This is a genomic window from Iningainema tapete BLCC-T55, from assembly GCF_014698965.1.
In the GTDB taxonomy this organism is placed as follows: Bacteria; Cyanobacteriota; Cyanobacteriia; order Cyanobacteriales; family Nostocaceae; genus Iningainema; species Iningainema tapete.
The window spans coordinates 98392-118787 of record NZ_JACXAE010000063.1 but is presented as its reverse complement, the minus strand read 5'-3'; the positions used below and the strand labels follow the sequence as shown (position 1 = coordinate 118787).

General features: G+C 40.3%; 17 protein-coding genes and 1 pseudogene. 12 read left to right on the top strand and 6 right to left on the bottom strand.

The window, feature by feature from the left end; genetic code table 11:
- Nucleotides 1-473: 473 nt before the first annotated feature.
- Nucleotides 474-1544 (bottom strand): magnesium-protoporphyrin IX monomethyl ester (oxidative) cyclase, encoded by a 1071-nt coding sequence (gene acsF / locus ICL16_RS18880; RefSeq protein ID WP_190830651.1) that lies wholly within the window; start codon nt 1542-1544, stop codon nt 474-476.
- Nucleotides 1545-1945: 401 nt separating this feature from the next.
- On the opposite strand from acsF, the pseudogene ICL16_RS18875 reads away from it, so the two are divergent.
- The 6 genes and pseudogenes from ICL16_RS18875 to ICL16_RS18850 all read left to right on the top strand — a co-directional run.
- Nucleotides 1946-4300: pseudogene (locus tag ICL16_RS18875) on the top strand (esterase-like activity of phytase family protein); the annotation flags it as partial.
- Between the two features lie 117 nt (nt 4301-4417).
- A complete protein-coding gene (locus tag ICL16_RS18870) occupies nt 4418-5158 on the top strand; it encodes a peptidylprolyl isomerase (protein WP_190830647.1) in 741 nt (246 codons plus the stop codon).
- A 76-nt stretch (nt 5159-5234) separates the two neighbouring features.
- On the top strand, nt 5235-6554 hold the full coding sequence (locus ICL16_RS18865) for an NYN domain-containing protein (RefSeq protein WP_190830645.1): 1320 nt from the start codon (nt 5235-5237) through the stop codon (nt 6552-6554).
- Nucleotides 6555-6580: 26 nt separating this feature from the next.
- Complete coding sequence (locus ICL16_RS18860) at nt 6581-6853, top strand: DUF2442 domain-containing protein (protein WP_190830643.1); 273 nt, start codon at nt 6581-6583, stop codon at nt 6851-6853.
- A 234-nt stretch (nt 6854-7087) separates the two neighbouring features.
- Nucleotides 7088-8251 carry a 4-hydroxyphenylpyruvate dioxygenase gene (gene hppD, locus ICL16_RS18855; RefSeq protein ID WP_190830641.1) on the top strand — a complete coding sequence of 388 codons (1164 nt, stop codon included), beginning with the start codon at nt 7088-7090 and terminating at the stop codon, nt 8249-8251.
- Nucleotides 8252-8332: 81 nt separating this feature from the next.
- A complete protein-coding gene (locus tag ICL16_RS18850; protein WP_190830639.1) occupies nt 8333-9028 on the top strand; it encodes an HAD family hydrolase in 696 nt (231 codons plus the stop codon).
- Between the two features lie 51 nt (nt 9029-9079).
- Here the strand turns inward: ICL16_RS18850 and ICL16_RS18845 are convergent, their stop codons facing one another.
- Nucleotides 9080-9706 (bottom strand): CPP1-like family protein, encoded by a 627-nt coding sequence (locus tag ICL16_RS18845; protein ID WP_190830637.1) that lies wholly within the window; start codon nt 9704-9706, stop codon nt 9080-9082.
- Between the two features lie 808 nt (nt 9707-10514).
- Here ICL16_RS18845 and ICL16_RS18840 point away from each other — a divergent pair.
- Nucleotides 10515-11234, top strand: coding sequence for a response regulator transcription factor (locus tag ICL16_RS18840; protein ID WP_190830635.1), 720 nt, complete (start codon nt 10515-10517; stop codon nt 11232-11234).
- A gap of 92 nt (nt 11235-11326) precedes the next feature.
- Here the strand turns inward: ICL16_RS18840 and ICL16_RS18835 are convergent, their stop codons facing one another.
- Complete coding sequence (locus ICL16_RS18835) at nt 11327-11524, bottom strand: DUF2811 domain-containing protein (RefSeq protein ID WP_190830659.1); 198 nt, start codon at nt 11522-11524, stop codon at nt 11327-11329.
- A 532-nt stretch (nt 11525-12056) separates the two neighbouring features.
- On the opposite strand from ICL16_RS18835, the gene ICL16_RS18830 reads away from it, so the two are divergent.
- The 3 genes from ICL16_RS18830 (at nt 12057) to ICL16_RS18820 (ending at nt 15566) form a co-directional block, all read left to right on the top strand.
- Complete coding sequence (locus ICL16_RS18830; RefSeq protein WP_190830633.1) at nt 12057-13316, top strand: MDR family MFS transporter; 1260 nt, start codon at nt 12057-12059, stop codon at nt 13314-13316.
- A 166-nt stretch (nt 13317-13482) separates the two neighbouring features.
- Nucleotides 13483-15282 (top strand): iron uptake porin, encoded by a 1800-nt coding sequence (locus ICL16_RS18825; protein ID WP_190830631.1) that lies wholly within the window; start codon nt 13483-13485, stop codon nt 15280-15282.
- A gap of 110 nt (nt 15283-15392) precedes the next feature.
- Entirely contained in the window at nt 15393-15566 is a 174-nt protein-coding gene (locus tag ICL16_RS18820) for a hypothetical protein (protein WP_190830628.1), read from the top strand.
- Nucleotides 15567-15756: 190 nt separating this feature from the next.
- Here the strand turns inward: ICL16_RS18820 and hisIE are convergent, their stop codons facing one another.
- Nucleotides 15757-16407, bottom strand: a complete 651-nt coding sequence (gene hisIE / locus ICL16_RS18815) for a bifunctional phosphoribosyl-AMP cyclohydrolase/phosphoribosyl-ATP diphosphatase HisIE (RefSeq protein ID WP_190830626.1) — start codon at nt 16405-16407, stop codon at nt 15757-15759.
- 108 nt (nt 16408-16515) lie between these two features.
- Nucleotides 16516-16698: a ChaB family protein gene (locus ICL16_RS18810; protein WP_190830624.1), complete on the bottom strand. Its 183-nt coding sequence runs from the start codon at nt 16696-16698 to the stop codon at nt 16516-16518.
- A 104-nt stretch (nt 16699-16802) separates the two neighbouring features.
- On the opposite strand from ICL16_RS18810, the gene hemL reads away from it, so the two are divergent.
- Nucleotides 16803-18101, top strand: a complete 1299-nt coding sequence (gene hemL / locus ICL16_RS18805) for a glutamate-1-semialdehyde 2,1-aminomutase (protein ID WP_190830622.1) — start codon at nt 16803-16805, stop codon at nt 18099-18101.
- Between the two features lie 78 nt (nt 18102-18179).
- Here the strand turns inward: hemL and ICL16_RS18800 are convergent, their stop codons facing one another.
- Entirely contained in the window at nt 18180-18341 is a 162-nt protein-coding gene (locus tag ICL16_RS18800; protein WP_190830616.1) for a metallothionein, read from the bottom strand.
- A gap of 292 nt (nt 18342-18633) precedes the next feature.
- Between ICL16_RS18800 and ICL16_RS18795 the strand changes: the two genes are divergently transcribed.
- Complete coding sequence (locus tag ICL16_RS18795; RefSeq protein WP_190830612.1) at nt 18634-20250, top strand: serine/threonine-protein kinase; 1617 nt, start codon at nt 18634-18636, stop codon at nt 20248-20250.
- The last annotated feature ends 146 nt before the right edge of the window (nt 20251-20396 follow it).

Genomic DNA, 20396 nt, shown 5'->3' with positions numbered 1-20396 from the left:
GCATACCGCCAGCGTTCATCCTGAGCCAGGATCAAACTCTCCGTTTTGATTCTGGTGTAAACACGTTCCGGAGGAACGTCTCTACTGTCTTGATTTCTTTTTTGGGTTAACCCAATTTAAGTTTCTTGACGAGGATTTCTTTTGTAGAAGCTTTCAAACTATTGATTTTTCTCGGTTCGGTTGCCGTCTTTCTTGTCGGCACTTATCTAAGATAACTATTCCTCACCGAAGTGTCAAGGGGTTTGGAAAAAATTTTTGATTTTTTTTCCTCTAGGTAACTTTACTCTCAGTTGCCCTCGACATACCAACTGCTCAAAAGCATCTAGTACAACAACTTTCAAACTATTTATTTGTCACGGTTCGGTTGTGCTCAAGTCTGTTGACTCAACACCGCCTAAATATAACAGTACGACGATCGCCTGTCTTGTAGAGTTAACCGTACATATTTGGTAGTGACTCTACTCTAACTACATTCAATAAACTGTTCCTCGTAAAGATTGAGCATCAATCGGTTTAATGAGGTAAATCCGCAAACAATGCCAAACGGTTGACAGTATCAAAGGTAGTTTTTGGCAAAACCGCACAATTCTAGGACGATCGCTCCCATTAATCTGGGCTATTTTGAGATTATTCTCCGAACACTGTTCTAGGCGTGAGAAAAACTGCGGGTGGAAAGTATTCAAAATCACCGGAAAAGCCCGTGCAGCCGTTTCATTAGTCTTGTGAATGACTTGGGTATTGTACTCCCGTGCATCCAAGCCAATTGATTCATAAAACTTTGCTCGTTCAAATACCGTCAAAGTATGAGTCACAAACACAGCCAGCAAAAAGAAACGTACCCATAGCCGTGCTTTCCAATTATTCCACAACCGTGGTTGAGACTCTAGTAACGCCTTAAAAAAATCCCCATGCCGATTTTCGTCCTGACACCAACTCTCAAAGTAGCGGAACAGAGGATAAAATTGCTGCTCTGGATGCGACTCTAAATAACGATACATTATTATGTAGCGCCAGTAACCTATCTTCTCCGACAGGTACACCGCGTAGATAATCCACTCTGGTGGAAAGAAAGTATAAGTGCGGTTTTTAGTCAAATAGCCCAAATCCAGCGATAGATTAAAATCTGCCATTGCTTTATTGAGAAATCCAGCATGACGTGCTTCATCTCGCGCCATAAAATGGAAGGCTTCGGCTAATACAGGATTACGGTTTTTCAGTCGGCGTGATAACTCTTTAAATAGCAGAAACCCAGAAAACTCCGAAGTACAAGAACGTTCCAAGAAATCAATGAAGGCAATACGGGTTTCCGCTTCTATATTGTCCCAACATTTCTCAAACTTTGCATCACGTACAAAGTGATGGCGATTATAGTCAGCCCTTAACTCCTCCAGAATAGCTCTCAACTCCGGCTCATGCGCCGAAATATCCATATGCGCGATCGCATCAAAGTCAGTAGTGTAAAACCGAGGTGTAAATAATGTTTCCTGAGTCGGCGTTTTCGCGCCACTGAGCAACTCAGATGAAGGTTTAACAGACTTAACCATAAATAATCCGTCAATTACTTCTGCCTATATTTAGCTATATAAGCATAAAGCTTTTTAAAATTCCATAATTGTTAAACAAAATTTGAAAAACTATTTATGTAGAAAAATTTTAAGATTAATAAACTTTAGGTAAGTCAGTATTCATCATGTTGTAATCACTAATAATCAATTCAGAAAAAATACTGCTTTTTAATCAAAATATTTCTTGTTCTTAACCTAAATGTGAGAGTTTCAGAAAGTATAGAAAGCTTCATGTAGTATCAATCTGAAGCATACTCTCAATAGCTCTTGCTTAGTGAAAAAAAGGTTGCTGAAACTTTAATTTTATTAATTCATCAGAGTGCATTACTGAGCAATAGAACAAAAATTGTGCGTGTTCCAAATCAGGGAAAAATATGTCAAACGTAACACTCAAAGGATTTGCCGTTCTACCAGCCGATACATTTGCTGATGGTCCTGCTTCTGGTAACTTCATTACAGGTAACACCAACGGAAGAACAATTCCATTTCCAGGTCAACCTATACAAGGCTTTAGTGGAGTTCAGTTTGCAGGTAGAAACAGCTTTTATTTCAATTCTGACAATGGTTTTGGTGCTAAAGACAACAGCGCTGACTTTTTACTACGAATTCAACGCTTAAACCCCAACTTTCGTGGTAGCGAAGCAGGCGATGGTAGTGTAGAAACACAAGGCTTCATTCAGCTATCAGATCCCGATCAAAAAGTTCCTTTCTCAATTGTCAACCAAGGTACACCAGATCGTTTATTAACAGGTGCAGATTTTGATATTGAATCTCTAGCATTAGCAAATGATGGTACATTCTGGATTGGTGATGAATTTGGTCCTTACCTGTTGCACTTTGATAGCACAGGTAAATTGTTAGATGCTCCAATTCCCACCCCTAATTACTTCAAACTCAACACCCTCAACGGGCAACCCCCAATCGTCATTGGACACCGGGGTGCAAGTGGTGAGCGCCCCGAACATACATTAGAAGCATACAAATTAGCGATTGAGCGTGGTGCTGACTTCATTGAGCCAGACTTAGTTTTAACTAAAGATGGTGTTCTAGTTGCTCGTCACGAAAACGCGATCGCCATCATCAATCCACAAACTGGGGCATTAGTTGAAGCTACCACAGACGTTTATCTACGTCCAGAATTTGCTGATCGCTTAACCACCAGAGTAGTAGATGGAGTAACAATCACAGGCTGGTTTACCGAAAGCTTCACCTTAGAAGAACTGAAAACACTACGAGCAGTAGAACGTCTTCCTTTCCGCGATCAATCATATAACGGATTGTTTGAAGTCCCAACCTTAGACGAAATCATCAATCTCGTCAAGCAAGTAGAAGCGGAGACAGGACGCAAAATTGGTATCTACCCCGAAACCAAACACCCCACCTATCACGATTCTATTGGTTTATCTCTTGAAGAACCACTAGTTGAAACCCTAGTAAGAAATAATTTTACCGATCCTAGTCGCGTATTCATTCAGTCTTTTGAAGTTAGCAACCTGAAAGAGCTCAACACGCTAATTGACGTACCACTAGTACAATTATTAGATGCCGAAGGCATTGCTCTTGACGGTACACTCATTGAAAATCAGCCCTACGACTTTGAAGTGAGTGGAGATACTCGTACTTATGGAGACTTGCGTACACCTGAAGGCTTAGCAGAAATAGCTACTTACGCTGATGGCATTGGTCCTTGGAAGCGGATGATAGTATCAGTTAGAGGTGTTGACAATGATGGTGATGGTCGAGCAGATGATATTAATGGGGATGGAGTAGTTAACGACGCTGACAGATTCACAACACCTCCTACAACCCTAGTTCAAGATGCTCACGCTGCTGGGTTACTAGTACATCCTTACACCTTCCGCAATGAAAATCTCTACCTAGCGGCAGATTACAACGGAAATCCACAACTAGAGTACAGACAATTTATTGGTTTGGGAGTAGATGGTTACTTCAGCGACTTCCCTGGTACAGGATTCCAAGTGCGCGAACAAATAGCGGGAAGTTTTGTACGCTCTCCGCAAAACCCAGATGTTCTAGCAGGTAATGCTTTCTCTAACCTTGGTGGTTCTAGAGGTTTTGAAGGACTTGCAATTAGTCCCGACAAAAACACATTGTATCCCTTGTTAGAAGGATCTGTTCTTGGCGATCCCGCTAATGCCCTGCGCATTCATAAATTTGATATCCCAACCCAAGAGTATCAAGGCTTAGTTGGATACTACCGTTTGGAAAACTCCAGCTATGCGATTGGCGATTTTACCGTAGTCAATGACAATGAATACTTAGTAATTGAGCGTGATAACGAACAAGCAGACGCCGCCCAATTCAAGAAAATCTTCAAAGTAGACTTGTCCCAGAAAGATGCTGATGGGTTTGTGGTTAAAGAGGAAGTAGCAAACCTCTTAGATATCAAAGACCCACAAGACCTCAATCAAGATGGTAGCACAGTCTTCAACTTCCCCTTCCAAACCATTGAGAATGTCTTGGTACTTGATGACAGACACATCTTGGTAGCCAATGATAACAACTATCCCTTCTCTGTGGGACGTCCCCCAGAAATCGACAACAACGAAATCATCATCCTAGAACTGGAAAAATCACTTAACGTTGATCCCCGTGTAGGTCTTGCCGGACTCAACTACAATAGAGTTGATTTTGCTAGCGGTGGTCTAAATTTCAACGATAATTTTACATTCAACATCGGTAGTGATGTGCTAGCACAGAATACTCTGGTGTAATTTCGGTTTCATGTAGTATTGCCTAAAAGGCTATGATGGGGTAGCGGAGTGATACGATAAGGCTGTAATTATCTTTAACACTCCCTATGCCCATCTTTTTTTAGTAAATGTGAGGAGATGACTGAAGTTTTACAAGTTGGCGATCGCACAATTACTACTGATAAAATTGTTCCGCTACTGAAGCAGTACGGAATACTACCTCAGTTAGTCAGAGAAATTATCATCGAACAGGCTACGGCGAAAATTCCTTTAGAACAGGAAGAAACAATGAAAGCCTATAAGCAGTTCTACCAAGACAATCAGCTAACTACAGAAGATGACCTAAAAATATGGTTAGACACCCGTGGATTAGAACGAGAACAGCTTGATTATATAGTGACACGTAATGCTAAACTAGAGAACTTTAAGAAAATAACTTGGGGAGACAAACTCGAAAGCTACTTTATTCAACGTAAAGCAAAGTTGGATCGAGTAGTCTATTCTTTAATTAGAGTCGGCGATGTTGGCATAGCCCAAGAACTTTACTTCCGTATACAAGAAGGTGAACAATCCTTTAGCGACTTGGCACGGGAATATTCTCAAGGTCCGGAAGGTCAAACAGGCGGTATACTAGGTCCAATGGAGTTAGGCATTCCTCACCCAGCTTTGGCAAACATCCTTTCATCCAGTCAGCCAGGGCAACTCATACCACCAACTCGTCTAGGAGAATGGATGGTAATTGTGCGCTTAGAAAAGTTTCTTCCCGCTCAATTAGATGATGCCATGCGACAACGACTGTTAAATGAACTATTTGAAAATTGGCTACAAACTCAATTAAAAGAGACTCTACAACAATCTGAGCAAAAGCCGTCTAATTAAGCAGTTTCACGGTTATCAAGTAGTAGATGGCTCAAATATAACCTGAGCTAGTATGCCTTTTTGTGCAAATTGAGCTATGAATAATCTGCTAACTACCTATGATTCTGCCTTGTTAAATCAAATCAGTTCTCATGTTTGCCAAGCAATGATTGTTATACAACAGCAGCAGCGAGAATTATTGCTAGAAAAGTACAGAAATGTAGATTGGCGTAGCGAGCACTATCAATCGAGTTTGACAAATAAGTTAACAGAAGTACTTAGTTCAACTCAAGATTGGGAAGCATTAGTTCAGCAGTTGCAAAGGTTCCTGACAGTGCTAATTCCTGAATCATCTGAGTCTGAAATATTAATAGGACTACTGGAAAAAATTCGTCAACTTAATCCTAGAAAACCTGAAATAAATAGCTCTGTTATTGTAGATAACTTAAAATCGATAGCAATTTTACTATTAGATGCAGAAAACTTACAAATTAACACGGAAACGGAAAAGTTTTTAACAAAAGTTTGTACTTGTCCAATTCAAGTTAAAATTGCCTTTGCCAATTGGCGTAGTCTGGGTAAACTAGATGTAGATTTTCATCGGCGTGGTTATGAGTTAATTCATGTTCCTGCTGGCAAAGATAATGCAGATGGCAAAATGATTGCATTTGGCTCTTCAATTCATGAGTATTATCCAAAAGCCAAGGAGGTTTTAGTGTGTTCATCAGATACAGTAATGACTAACCTGTGTAATCATTTACAAAAAAATGGGTTAATAGTATATCGAGTTAGTAAGCAAGGACAGAATCTAAAGATATTGAATAGTCATAGTGAAATGCCAACTCATTTCCTATTTAATCCACCTTCCATCAAAAAATTTATCTCGGAAATTAAAAGTATAATGAAAGCAGAAGAAACCCGCACGGCAAATCAGTGGATTAAACTATCTCAAATATCAAATATCTATTACAAAAATACTAGTTTTTCCTTAGATGAAGTTGTATCTTTTCACCTGCCAGGTAAGACAATTAAAGATATTTTTATTAATGAACATGAAATTGCCGTACACCATTTACCAGAAGACACAGAAACTTATGTAGCCTTGTTCAAAATGCATCAGGTGAAAGAGACAGAGAATAATAGTTCTGTTCAGAAACAAGAAATCAACACTAAAGCAGACTTGGAACAGGTAATAGTTAAGATTATCAGTGAATTAGCAAGTAAAAATACAAATAGCTATATTCCATTAGAAAATATAAGTTCTAAATTTAACCAAAAATACGGAGAAGGAATTACTAAATTACTAAAAAAATTGGGTTTGAACCGGAACTTACAAACTTTTTTGGCTTCAGAATGTAGTTCTTTCCAACTTCAAAAAACAGGCGCTGGCACTACTGTTGCGCTAAAGACTGCGTAAATTTAAGCCTTCAAGAGTAAAAAAATATGAAATACCCTCGAATTTATCAGGCAAAAGCGATTGAAGATCATACTGTGATGATTGAATTTACTAATCAAGAAGTTAAGAAATATAATATTATTCATCTTTTCGAAGATCCCCGGTTTGCGCCTCTGAATCAACCTGCATTTTTTAAGAAATTCAAAGTGGAAAACGGGGGGTATGAAATTGTGTGGAATGAGGATATTGATCTCAGTGAGTATGAACTTTGGAAAAATGGGATAATGGTGGTAAAAGAAGATCGCAGCGTTGCCTTGTAGGGAGGATTTGATGGTGCGTTACTAATTGCCTGAGATGAATGGCAAAAAGTTTGTCTGTTGGCTCAAGCAGGGATTACAATCCTTATGTCGGTTTTTTGGGATCGACTATTGACTTTAGTCAATAGCCCATTATCTATTTCCTAAAGTAGATTCTTGCTGGGGAATGACCAGAAAATCCAGGAAAAAAGGCAAAATTTACAGATGTAGGGCTGTAATTTGGGATTTTCTAAGCTTATGCAAATTGATCACGTTCACTTCTATGTTGAAGATGCCCAACTGTGGCGCGATTGGTTTGTACGCCATCTAGGTTTTGAAGCGCTATCGTATGAGCGCATCTCCCTTACCTCTCAAAAATCACAAGAATGGGGAAGCCATGCCAGTACAGAGATATTGAAAAATGGTTCTGTATACTTTTTACTATCTTCACCTCTGTCACAGACAAGCCCAGTGGCAAAATTTCTGCGTCAGCACCCGCCTGGTGTAGCAGATGTCGCTTTTGCTGTGGAAGATGTGGAAGCTGCGATCGCACAAGCTTTAGCACATAATACCAGAGTTATTAAACCCATCGAACAACACCAATATGGTAATACGTACATTAAATGGGCAAAAATTGCTGCTTGGGGTTCTTTGACACATACGTTGGTAGAAAAAAGAACAGGAGAGCAGGGGAACAGAGGAGTTGGGGAGCAGGGGAGTTGGGAGGAGGAAGAAAGTGGAAACTCTAATTCTCCTTTGCCTTCCTCTTTTTTTAGTGGCATAGATCACATTGTACTTAATGTAGAAGCAGGTGAATTAGAGTCGGCTGTGGCTTGGTATGAGAAAGTTCTTGGTTTTAGCCGTCAACAAAAGTTTAAAATTAAAACAGATCGCTCAGGCTTGTATAGCCAAGTATTAGTTTCGCCCAATGGCAGCATACAATTGCCCATCAATGAACCAACTTCTGCCAATTCCCAGATTCAAGAGTTTTTAGATGTAAATAATGGATCTGGTATTCAGCATATAGCTTTGCGCACACCGAATCTTGTCAAGACGATCGCTCAACTTCGTCAAAATGGTTTATCATTACTAAGCGTGCCTAAAAGCTACTACACTGATTTGAAAAGGCGAAACAGATTTCCCATCACCTCACAACAACTTCAAGCGATCGCACAAGCCGAGATTTTAGTAGACTGGAACGAAGAAACCCCTGACGACAAAATAAATACCCCTCTACTACTACAAATTTTCACTCAACCAATTTTTGGTAAACCAACATTTTTCTTTGAATTCATTGAACGTATTTCCCAAGCCAAAGGTTTTGGCGAAGGAAACTTTCGCGCTTTATTTGAAGCAATTGAAAGAGAACAAATCAAAAGAGGTAGCCTGAAAGACACAGGAAACGAGATTCATACGTCGTAGAGACGCTCCGCCGGAGCGTCTCCCCAGAAACCAAGAGATTATATGATGTAAGTGAGAAGCATTATAAAGATTCAAAAATAAATGATAAGACTTATTACAGATTTTGACGGTCCGATTGTTGATGTCTCTGAAAGATACTATCGCGTCTATCAAATTTGCCTAGAAAAAACCAGAACCGTAAATCAACAGGTAAAACAACTACCTAAGGATGAATTTTGGCAGATGAAGCGTTTACGTGTTCCGGAAAAACAAATTGCGGTAAATTCTGGTTTAGATGAAGCTCAAGCAAATGAATTTGCCTCTTTACGAAAGAAGACCGTACATACTGATCCATATTTCCAGTATGATTGTCTTGCCCCAAGGGCTGTGGATGCGCTGTCTAAAATTCAACAAGCTGGTATTGACTTAGCAGTAATGACTATGAGGCGAGTGCGAGAGTTAGACTACGCCTTCAAGAAATTCGACTTAGCCAAATTCTTCCCAGAAAATCGCTGCTACTGTTTGAGTAATGACTACGTGAAAACACGTGATACTGATGATAAACCTTTATTAATGGCACGAGCTATGACAGAATTACCACCTGCGATAGATACTTGGATGGTAGGAGACACAGAAGCCGATATTATTTCAGCGCAAAAACAAGATATTAAGATGATTGCTGTGGAGTGTGGTATTCGCGATCGCTCACAATTGGAACTTTATCACCCCAACTTTATTGTTAAGGATTTAAGTACTGCTGTTGACTTAGTTTTAGAGCGCTCAAAGGCAGCCCAATAAATAACCAAGCTGATTGCTAATGGTTTCAACCAATAGCCATTAGCAACTAGCTTAACGCAAAAAGCTATTGATCAGCCATAACAATACAAAAGTTACTACTGTGGCAAACTGATTTGCACTGAGATAAGTAAGCTGTATCGATGGTATAAGCCAACTACCAATTAATCCTCCCGCAATTAACCCCAAGACTAAACCACTTAAAGTAAACAGAACGGCTCTGCCAAATTTACCTTCTTTGCGATTAATAAAGTATATGCTAATTCCCACTCCTACCACTAATACTAGTTGCAAAACTTGTTCGCTACCTGCCTGATAAAATAGACTTATAGCACTCAAGCCCAAATACCAAGCTCCTGCCAGAAGTACTTCTGCTGGCGTTGGCTGATCTAAAATTCGTTGCAGCCATGCTGGAGTTTGCTGGCTAGGAAGAGGATTTTCTTTTGGTGGTGGGTTGACTAAACGCTCTGGGAAGCGAATGCGTTCAGGAACTTTGATTTTTCCTTCTTGGCGCATTCTTAAGCGCTCCATTAGAATTGCATCGTATGCTGCTTCAATCACCTCTAGACGCCTGGGATCGCTGCTGTACTGTTCCATTAGACGATTACGGACATCTTGAATTTCCTCAAAGCTGGCATCTTCTGACACCCCAAGTTTTTCGTAGGGATTTTGATCGCTCATGGGAGTTGATAACTATAGCCTCAACAGGCGGCAATATGTATGTTTACGAAATAAATTTAATTTTTATTTTGCTCGAACCAATATTTCGGTCGATATTTAGATCATAACTGCATATTACCACAGCGAGGCTTAATTTACCGAGTAATTTTGACTATAGTCACTTTAACATATTGCCATAACTCAGTGTATCCCCTCATGTCGTTCATAATTTGGGGCTTTACTCTAGAATTTAAGAGAAAAATACCTAAAAGGCATTGTCTATGAAAAAATTATCTTGTTTGTTTCAGATTTGGCAATTTACAGTGCCTTAAGCTAGATGAGAAAAATTGCTTTGTTATATTCTGTGCCATAAAGCCGCAGATCGATTTAAAATTAAAAAGTTTTAAATTTACAGGCAACTGGGAAAATCAACTTTACTAAGCTGCGTGTGCATTTAACTTGCTTCTTAACAAGGGTTGGGCTATAAAGTCTTGACTATTCAAGGTCAACACTTTACGACCAAAATATACAGTTATGCAACTTAGACGCGCCGACGCTCAGTTTACCCAATTGTAACGGCTAAGGGTACAGCATCTACATTACTAGACATTACTAAGGTTGACAATTAAAGAACACAACTGAGTTTTTGGCACATATTACCAAAATATTGGCTCTCTAATTGACAATAATCCTGATTACACTATATTTGGATATATTCAGGGAAATAGTACCTTAGCCTTGTAGTTTCTTATTGTCTCCAAAGTGGAGATTGCGTAATTCACGCAACACCACCTGTTAATCTTATGAATTTTTGTGCAAAGTGATGGTCATGGCTCCTGCCAAGATTCTTGTAGTTGACGACGACCCTGCGGTCCGGAATTTAATTCAACGCTTTCTAATCAAGCAGAATTATCAAGTGGAGGCTGCCGAAGACGGTAAGACCGCCCTAGCTCTGTTTGAGCAATTCAATCCCGACTTGGTAATTTTAGACGTCAATTTACCAGACGTAATTGGGTTTAACCTCTGCCAAGAGATGCAAAGCCGTAATGGTGTGTTTGTGCTAATGCTGACTAGCCGTGCAGATGAAGCTGACAAGATTCGTGGTTTTTCTAAAGGTGCAGATGACTATCTCACCAAGCCTTTTGGGCTAGGAGAACTAGAAGTCAGAGTCGCAGCTATATTAAGGCGTCAGCGAGTCGTAACTACGGCAGAACAAAAACGCTTGATTTTTGAAAAGCTCATGATCGACCCGGTGCGGCGGGAGGTGACACTTAATAATCAACCGATACTTCTAACTGCCTTGGAATTTGACTTATTGCATTTTTTAGCTAGCCATCCGGGTCGAGTTTGGCGACGCGCTGAACTAATCCAAGAGGTATGGGACTATGAGTATGTTGGAGATCAACGGGTTGTAGACGTACATATTGGTCAAATTCGCAAGAAGATTGAAGCCGATGCTAGTCAGCCAGCTTTAATCCAAACTGTACGTGGCGTAGGGTATAAGTTTGAATGTCCTACTCAAGGTCAGCAGTCGGAAAAATCTCTTTAATTTACTAAATTACTTGCCCGTCACGATTCCTATTCTGTGCGCAGATACGGAAAAATGGCGGGTAAATTATTTAGTGTTATATCTAAATATCTTTAGCTATGCTGAAACAGTGTTTCCAAATAAACACGAGCAGCGCGGCGATCGCTTTCACCATTTTGCAGTAAAAATAGTGACAACGCTGCTGTAAGTACTCGATTTTCATCCCAATCAGGATGGTGATCTAAGTAGTTCTTCAACGATTCGTGAAGTGTTTCGGGAATTTCTGTAAATATACTTACCGTTGCTTTCATGAGGTTTTTCTCCTTTGAGAGCTGTATCAAATAGGAAATCTTACTGATAACGACAGTAAAACAGCAGTGATAGAGTTCTGGCTTTGCACGCCCAAAGGCGATCGCAATTGAAGTAACTTTACACATCTGCTTAGCCGACTATAAAAGCAAGCCGAACCATTGTGCAGCAAAAGGGGGTATGGTTGTCAATGCTGCGAAATGTTAAGCAGCACTTTCTCGAAACTCAACATCTACGTAATAATCAGGGTTTTACCTATATTATTGTAAAATAACTTAACATAAGTTCAGTTATTTTCGCTCTGTACTATCAGTACCCGAAAATCCCCAGTAAAACTGCAATAGCTGATCGCATCGTCAAAGACCTGTGGAAAACTAGGAGAGTACCTGTGGAAACACTGTGAAATCAATGAGGAAAATTTTCCACAATAATAAGAATTACAAAAAGATTAAAATTTGTGAATGTACTCTAACTACCGAATGATTATCAAGTGTGAACTATGGGGTATTGTATAAAGGCATAAACAGGTAAGTAATGAAATTTTCCCACATACCCCGGTTACCTGCGTGGTTATTCCAACTTAGTCCCCAGGTGTGGATTTTAGCTTTAGGCAGGTTTCTTTGTGAGTTTGGCACTGGCTTTACATTGTTTTACGCCCCAATTTTTTTCGTCAATCAAGTAGGGCTGTCTACAACTGCTGTTGGTTTTGCCTTAGGTAGTGCTTCCGTTTCCGGTATTGTGGGACGGATATTAGGCGGCTCTTTTTCCGATTCACCACATATTGGTCGTCGTAACACTTTGTTACTTTCTTTGACAATTGCGGCAATTGGTTCTTTTGTCTTGGCAGGCAGTAATAATTTTGCTACTCTAGTTGTGGGTAATTTAATAACTGGTTTAGGTACAGGTTTGTATTGGCCTGCAACAGAAGCTGTGGTAGCTGACCAAACCAAGAATGAAAATATTCGTGAAGCATTTGCCCTAACTAGATTAGCCGATAACTTTGGTATGGGGTTGGGGATTTTGTTGGCAGGCATTTTAGTGACGACAACAGGAAGTTATCGTACATTGTTTATTATTGATGGCATCTCCTTCCTAGTGTTTTTTGTTGTTGTTTATATAGGAATAAGAGAAAACTATCAATCACAAAAGGTTTCATCAGCTAAGAAACAGCAAAGAAGCGCTTGGATAGAAGCTTTACGAGATCAGCGCTTAATAGTTTTTGTATTAGTAAATATTATATTTACGACTTATAACGCTCAACTACATAGTACTTTACCGATATACTTCAAAAACTTTGTCGTAGTTGAAACAGTCCAAGGATTTGCCGCCAGTACAATCAGCGCATTGTTTGCATGGCATCTGGCGATCGCCATTGTGACACAATTACCAGTAGCAAGTCTGGGAAGACGCTTAAATCATCCCCAAGCACTCAGCGTTTCTGCGCTACTCTGGGCAATTGGTTTTAGCTTGATTTGGTTGACAGGCGTTACATCAATTCCTTTATTTTGGGCAACTACAGCCTTAGGAGTATTTAGCATCGCCGTTGTTTCCTACGCACCTTCTGCCTCCGCCCTCATCACAGAAATTGCGCCACAATCCCAACGTGGTGTATACTTCTCCATGAATTCCTTATGTTGGGCAGTAGGTTATTTTATCGGTCCAACATTAGGTGGTTGGGCATTAGATCAACCAACAATAGTAGTAGACAGCTTTTGGCTAGGTTTGTCCTTGAGCGTCATCGTCACCATTGCTATTTTGCAATATCTCAACGGGATGCTATCTCACAGGCATTAATATTTTATCTTAATTATAAAAATCTTTAATGAAAGTTTATGTTCATTTGTGACCATATTTAAGCTTATTATAATATTTAGACTTTAGAAAAAATTTAGTTTTTAGGTTGAGTATTGGGGTTCAAAATAAACCCACTTGACCGATAAAATTAGTGTGAGGATTTCAAGTGAAAAAACTTCTACTAGCTGCTGTTGGTGGAGTAAGTTTTCTATGCTTACTTGCCGAATTACCTGTACAAGCGCAAGTTTCCACAACTTCAACTCATAGTAATGTTGAAGATTTAATTAATTTAAAACAGCAGCAAAAAGATTCATATATAGCTAATTTAGATATATCTCAAACTAACTCAACCTCTACAAATCAAACAGCATCAGACACAATTGAACAAGTAACATCTGTATCCCAACTATCTGATGTTCAACCTACAGACTGGGCTTTTCAAGCATTGCAATCTCTAGTTGAGCGCTACGGTTGTATTGCTGGATATCCAAATGGTACTTATCGCGGCAATCGTGCTTTAACTCGCTACGAATTTGCCGCTGGTTTAAATGCTTGCCTTGATCGTGTTAACGAACTAATTGCTACAGCAACAGCCGATTTGGTGAGAAAAGAAGATTTAATCACCTTGCAAAATTTACAAGAACAATTTGCTGCTGAACTAGCAACTTTACGAGGAAGAGTAGACGTTGTAGAAGCAAAAGCAGCACAAATCGAAGCAAACCAATTTTCCACCACTACCAAACTCAACGGAGAAGTAATTTTTGCCGCCATTGGTGCAACAGGAGGAGCTCCTGGTAGAGAAGATCCCAATATTATCCTTACCAACAGAGTACGGTTAAATCTCAACACCAGCTTTACAGGCAAAGACTTATTAATTACTGGCTTGCAATCTCATAACTTCTTAGGTGGTGTAGATGGAAGTGGCAGCCTGCAACAGTCATTAGGATTAGCCTCACCACTACTAAGTGCTAGTAGCGCTCGTGTGGGTTTTGAACCTCAATTTCCCGGACTCGATGTGAAAACTTTATCGCCACGCAATGCCAATAGCGTAGAGCTTTACAAACTGCTTTACATTTTTCCTGTTGCCAAACAATTAACTTTGTTTGCTGGCACTGCGGCAGAAGTATCAGACGCTTTTCCCGTCATCACACCTTTTTACGGTGAAGGGCAAGAGGCAATTTCTCGCTTTGCTGGTTTGAACCCTGTAGTGCGCGTCTCTGGTGGTACTTCAGGTGCTGGTTTAGCATCAGCAGCAGGCTTTATTTTCAACATTTCTAAGCAACTAGATCTCAGAGCATTATACGGTAGTGTAAATGCTAACCTTCCTACAAAATCTTCTACAGAAGCAATTCCTGGAGTTTCTACCACACCATTAGGAGGAGGCTTATTTGGTGGTAGTAGCGTCATTGCCGCACAGGTAACCTTTAAACCAAGCAATTCCATTGATATTGGTTTAAACTACGCCAATAGTTATCATGAAATTAACATTCTGGGTACAGGTTTAACTAGTAGTGACATCGGCGCTTTAGCTGGCGTATCAGCAGGAACACCCGTCAGTCTTAACTCTGTCGGAGCTACAGCAACTTGGAGACTCTCCCCAAACGTTGCTTTATCTGGCTACGGTGCGGCAATGTTTGTTAATGCTTCTCCTCGTAGTGTAAACGCTTCCACCACTTTCACTAGTTGGATGGCAGGAATTCACTTCAGAGATTTATTCCAAAGAGGTAACAATGCCGGGATTCTTTTTGGACAGCCACTACATCGCACTGATGCCGATGGTGTAGCTCAGCTTGCGCCAACAGGTGTAGATAGAACTACTCCTTACCATTTAGAAGCATACTATCGCTTCAAAGTCAACGATAATATTAGTATTACTCCAGGAGCATTTGTCCTATTCAACCCCGAAGGCGACACCAGAAATGACACCACAACTGTAGGTGTACTTCGTACCACGTTCACCTTTTAAAAATTATCCAAAACCTTGTAGAGACGTTCCGCCGGAACGTCTCTACATTATCGTCTCATCAGATAAACAAACCCTTTGCCCATTCCTAATTATTTTCTGGAACTTACGCTGTGCAACATCAACTTGTGGGTTTAGGCGAAGCTGTGGATTTAGGTGTAGTTGTCGGTTTGGGACTAGCTCCAGATCTAGGCGTAGTGGTAGGCTTAGGCTTAGTAGTGGGTTTAGACGTAGCTCTAGTTGTGGGGGTAGTTGTAGGTTTAGGTGTAGGCGTAGTTTGTGCGTGAACTGATGAAGTAAAGCCTTCCGTTATACCTAGTATTAAACCAAAGGTTAGGGATAATGCTGCAAATTTAGCAAACTTACTCATCATTAACTCCTCACAGCAAAGATTGTAAGTAACTTTTCTCTAATTTTATCCCTAATGATGTAATAATGAAAATTTTCTTTACCTCAACCACATCAATAGTGTTAATTCTACTTCCTTCTCTCCTGCAACTTGCGAAAAACTGCTTTAACATCAACATTATGGTGAGCCAAAGCTACCAGTGTATGGTAAAATAAATCCGCTACCTCAGATGCGATCGCCTCACTATCATCATCCTTACAAGCCATCACCACCTCAGCAGTTTCCTCACCCAACTTCTTCAAAATCTTATTATCACCACCTGCAAACAACTTGCAAGTGTATGAATCTTCATTTGGGTTGCTTTGGCGATCGCGAATCACCGCATAAACCTGCGATAAAGTATCTCCAGGCGGCGCAACAATTTGCCCATCTACTTGATGAAAACAACTACGCTCACCAGTATGACAAGCTATATCTCCAATCTGCTCCACTCCTATTAGTAAAGCATCATTATCACAGTCATAACGAAGACTACGCACTTTTTGAATATGACCTGATGTTGCACCCTTATGCCAAAACTCTTTACGGGAACGACTCCAGAACCAAGTTTCTCCTGTTTCCAGAGTTTTTTGGAGTGATTCCCGATTCATCCATGCCAACATTAAAACCGCACCATCCAAATAATCTTGGATAATTGCTGGTACAAGACCCTGCTGATCGTAGCGAATCTGCTCAACTGGGATGGCGTCGTGTTGTGAATGCACTTTTGCAGAAAACATATCAACTTCACTGCTGTAACAACAATTGCTCCTTTATTCACAATATCATTGTTATTACAACGGTTGATATGTTTATTTGCCACTCATTTCTTCTACTCAACCCTTCTGTTAGAAAACTCCATGCCTTGCCGACTGCATTTTCAGAGCGCTCAGTGCGACTCGGTGAGCCTTTGGTGCTTCACCGTACCAATGGATTGCCGAGTTAAAAGCTGCTCGGTAAATATCTTGATATGCCTCAGAAAAGCGACTACGTATTTCTAGGGGCAAGTCTTGGTTTGACTTATATAACATATTGTTATTTTTCTGGTTCAGCTAATTTACTAATATAAAATTTCCGACTATATTTTTCCCCTATCCTAAGATAGAGCTTTTATATCACCATACAGGAGAGAACCTTGGTAAATACCACAATTAAAACGACCAAATCACAAGAAATCTTTGCTGCTGCCCAAAACCTAATGCCAGGTGGAGTTAGTTCACCTGTTCGCGCTTTCAAATCCGTAGGTGGACAACCGATTGTGTTTGACCGCGTTAAAGGTGCTTATATTTGGGATGTGGATAATAACCAATATATCGACTATGTTGGCACTTGGGGACCAGCTATCTGTGGTCATGCTCATCCCGAAGTAATTGCTTCTTTACATGAAGCTTTGGAAAAAGGCACCAGTTTCGGAGCGCCTAGCGTATTAGAAAATGTACTGGCAGCAATGGTGATTGATGCCGTTCCCAGCATTGAAATGGTAAGATTTGTTAACTCTGGCACAGAAGCTTGCATGGCAGTTCTGCGGCTCATGAGAGCTTTTACTGGACGGGACAAAATTATCAAATTTGAAGGATGTTATCATGGTCATGCTGACATGTTTCTTGTCAAAGCTGGTTCTGGTGTAGCAACACTCGGCTTACCCGACTCACCAGGTGTGCCTAAATCAGCAACTAATCACACCCTAACTGCTCCCTTCAATGACTTAGAAGCCGTCAAAGCCTTATTTGAAGAGAACCGCGATGAGATTGCTGGCTTAATTTTAGAACCAGTTGTTGGCAATGCGGGATTTATTCCACCTGATGCTGGTTTTTTAGAAGGATTACGCGAACTTACTCATGAACATGGCGCATTATTAGTGTTTGATGAAGTAATGACGGGTTTCCGCATCGCCTATGGTGGCGCTCAAGAGAAATTTGGAATTACTCCTGATTTAACTACCTTGGGCAAAATTATTGGTGGTGGTTTGCCTGTAGGAGCTTATGGCGGTCGTAGGGACATTATGTCAATGGTAGCCCCAGCAGGTCCAATGTATCAAGCAGGTACTCTTTCTGGTAATCCTTTAGCGATGACTGCAGGAATTAAGACACTGGAATTACTGCAAAAGCCTGGTAATTACGAGTACTTGGATAAAATAACCAAAAAGCTCACAGATGGTTTACTGCAAATTGCGCAAGAAACTGGTCATGCAGCTTGTGGAGGTCACATTAGTGGAATGTTTGGTCTATTCTTCACTAATGGTCCAGTTCATAATTACGAAGATGCCAAAAAGTCAGATACAGGTAAATTTGGTAGGTTTCATCGCGGTATGTTAGAACGCGGTGTTTACTTGGCACCATCTCAGTTCGAGGCTGGTTTTTCTTCTTTGGCTCACACTGAGGCAGATATAGACCAGACATTACAAGCTGCACGAGATGTAATGTCTAGTTTGTAATAACTGGATGAGGAGTAGGGGAGTAGGGGAGTAGGGGAGACAATTTCTCCCTCTCTCCCCCACTCCCTCTGTTCCTCTTTAGCAGCCACAACCTTTGTGACCACAACCTTTTTGAGTTTTGTGTCCTTCAGCACATGCTTCTGAGCAGTAATACTGACCGTCCTTGTTGATAGCTTCTTCAAGAGACACTATACATAGGCAGGGAGCGCAAGCACATTTCATTTGGTTTACTGTTGTCATTACTTTTCTCCTGATAATTTGTTACTAAGTACTAAGCAAGTATAACTTTGCTTACTTAGGTTTTTGGAATTGAGATTTTTAACATAACACATGAATGATTGTTCATGCTTTAAATTAGTAAAAATTTAAACTTAGGGTATTTCACTATTGCTTAATTTAAAGTAATTCTATCTTTAGCAACTCTTTAAGAGATTTCCCGCAAAAATTACCTGGTAAAACCGAATTTTAGTCTAAATAATGGGATTAGAGCGTAAAGCTCCTCGTCACTATTCGTGCAGCAAGTTGACATTGCATGAGCTACTGCTTAAATCCGACCTGTCCCAATCCAGAAAATTCGGCATTTAGTGAAAGGTGTCAGTCTTGTGGCTCGCGACTATTATTGCGCGATCGCTATCGGATACTTAAACCATTAGGACAAGGAGGCTTCGGAGCCACCTTTGTTGCCCAAGATGAAGCCTTACCTGGAGAACCTACCTGCGTAATTAAGCAACTACGACCATTAGGAACCGCACCACATATTTTACAGATGGCGCGGGAACTGTTTGAACGAGAAGCCGTAACACTAGGTAGGATCGGTAATCACCCACAAGTACCCCGACTACTGGACTATTTTGAAGAACGCCAGCAATTTTACTTAGTACAAGAATATATTAATGGTGCTACTTTACAACATGAAATTAAAACGAATGGAGTTTTGAGCGAAGCTGGAGTTAAACAATTTTTAAGTGAAATCCTGCCTTTACTGCAATATATCCATGAACGCCAAGTAATTCATCGTGATATCAAACCAGCAAACTTGATCCGTCGCGCACAAGACGCCAGATTAGTTCTGATCGATTTTGGTGCAGTGAAAAACCAAGTTAGCAACCTAGTTACTAGTCAATCTGAACATACCGCACTAACTGCTTACGCTATTGGTACTCCCGGTTTTGCACCTCCAGAACAAATGGCGATGCGACCGGTTTATGCTAGTGATATTTATGCTGTAGCAGTAACGTGTATATACTTACTCACAGGTAAATCTCCTAAAGATTTACAATATAACCCTAATACAGGTGAAATCCTGTGGGAACAGTTAGTGCAAATCAGCGATCACTTAACATTGGTGTTGCGAAAAATGCTAGAGGTATCAGTTCGCAATCGCTACCAATCAGCCCAAGAAGTACTCAAAGCTTTAGAAATGGAGCCATATCTGGAAAGTTTGGCGCAGGGCTTACTAGTACAATCAAATGGCAGTAAAGAGCGTACTCACAATCGTCTAGATGAATCTGCTAGCTTTTGTAGCAAAGACACAACTAACTTCTCAAATCAAGGAGTGGCTCAAGTAGCAGCAGCAATTCGCGCAAGGCGAGCTAAGGTAGCAGAAGCAGTCAATGTTAGCGCGGAGCCGACAAGACAAAGAGTTTTAACAGCAAAACCAACTACTGGGATTAGCAGTAATAATAGTTCTTCTGGTGGTCAAAAGTCTCAAGGAATCCGTAAATTGGATACCCAAAGCTTACTTTCAGCCTATTTGAAAGGAAGACGAGATTTTGCTTTACATAATTTGAGTCTACTTAACTTACAAAGTACTAACCTGTCGGGAACTAATTTTCATTGTTCGCAATTAAACAATACTAATCTTCAAGGAGCTAATCTTCATAATAGTGACTTTGGCAGAGCTAGTCTCAATAGAGCTAACCTGAGAGACGCCAATTTGAGTAAAGCATACCTGAATAATGCTGATTTAGAAGGAGCAGATTTACGTGGTGCAGACCTTAGCTATGCTTACCTCAATAATGCTAACCTTCGCGGAGCTAATTTATGTGGAGCTAACTTGACTGGAGCTAAAGTATCCGAGGAGCAACTAGCGCTAGCTAAGACTAATTGGATGACTGTACGCCCTAATGGTAAACGAGGCTTACTGTAATTTTGGATTTTGGATTGGGATGAGTAAGAACCATTGCTCATAGTATAAAATAATACTTTTCACAATTTAAGAACTTTTTTAGAAAATTTCACAATATTACGTGGTAATGCGGTTACTACAAATGAGAGTGAAACTTTAACCTGAGA

What these genes read in the sequence shown, in the direction of transcription:
- acsF (WP_190830651.1), bottom strand. Translation starts at nt 1,544, where the DNA reads ATGGTTAAGTCTGTTAAACCTTCATCTGAGTTGCTCAGTGGCGCGAAA.
- ICL16_RS18870 (WP_190830647.1), top strand. Translation starts at nt 4,418, where the DNA reads ATGACTGAAGTTTTACAAGTTGGCGATCGCACAATTACTACTGATAAA.
- ICL16_RS18865 (WP_190830645.1), top strand. Translation starts at nt 5,235, where the DNA reads ATGAATAATCTGCTAACTACCTATGATTCTGCCTTGTTAAATCAAATC.
- ICL16_RS18860 (WP_190830643.1), top strand. Translation starts at nt 6,581, where the DNA reads ATGAAATACCCTCGAATTTATCAGGCAAAAGCGATTGAAGATCATACT.
- hppD (WP_190830641.1), top strand. Translation starts at nt 7,088, where the DNA reads ATGCAAATTGATCACGTTCACTTCTATGTTGAAGATGCCCAACTGTGG.
- ICL16_RS18850 (WP_190830639.1), top strand. Translation starts at nt 8,333, where the DNA reads ATGATAAGACTTATTACAGATTTTGACGGTCCGATTGTTGATGTCTCT.
- ICL16_RS18845 (WP_190830637.1), bottom strand. Translation starts at nt 9,706, where the DNA reads ATGAGCGATCAAAATCCCTACGAAAAACTTGGGGTGTCAGAAGATGCC.
- ICL16_RS18840 (WP_190830635.1), top strand. Translation starts at nt 10,515, where the DNA reads ATGGCTCCTGCCAAGATTCTTGTAGTTGACGACGACCCTGCGGTCCGG.
- ICL16_RS18835 (WP_190830659.1), bottom strand. Translation starts at nt 11,524, where the DNA reads ATGAAAGCAACGGTAAGTATATTTACAGAAATTCCCGAAACACTTCAC.
- ICL16_RS18830 (WP_190830633.1), top strand. Translation starts at nt 12,057, where the DNA reads ATGAAATTTTCCCACATACCCCGGTTACCTGCGTGGTTATTCCAACTT.
- hisIE (WP_190830626.1), bottom strand. Translation starts at nt 16,407, where the DNA reads ATGTTTTCTGCAAAAGTGCATTCACAACACGACGCCATCCCAGTTGAG.
- ICL16_RS18810 (WP_190830624.1), bottom strand. Translation starts at nt 16,698, where the DNA reads ATGTTATATAAGTCAAACCAAGACTTGCCCCTAGAAATACGTAGTCGC.
- ICL16_RS18800 (WP_190830616.1), bottom strand. Translation starts at nt 18,341, where the DNA reads ATGACAACAGTAAACCAAATGAAATGTGCTTGCGCTCCCTGCCTATGT.
- ICL16_RS18795 (WP_190830612.1), top strand. Translation starts at nt 18,634, where the DNA reads ATGAGCTACTGCTTAAATCCGACCTGTCCCAATCCAGAAAATTCGGCA.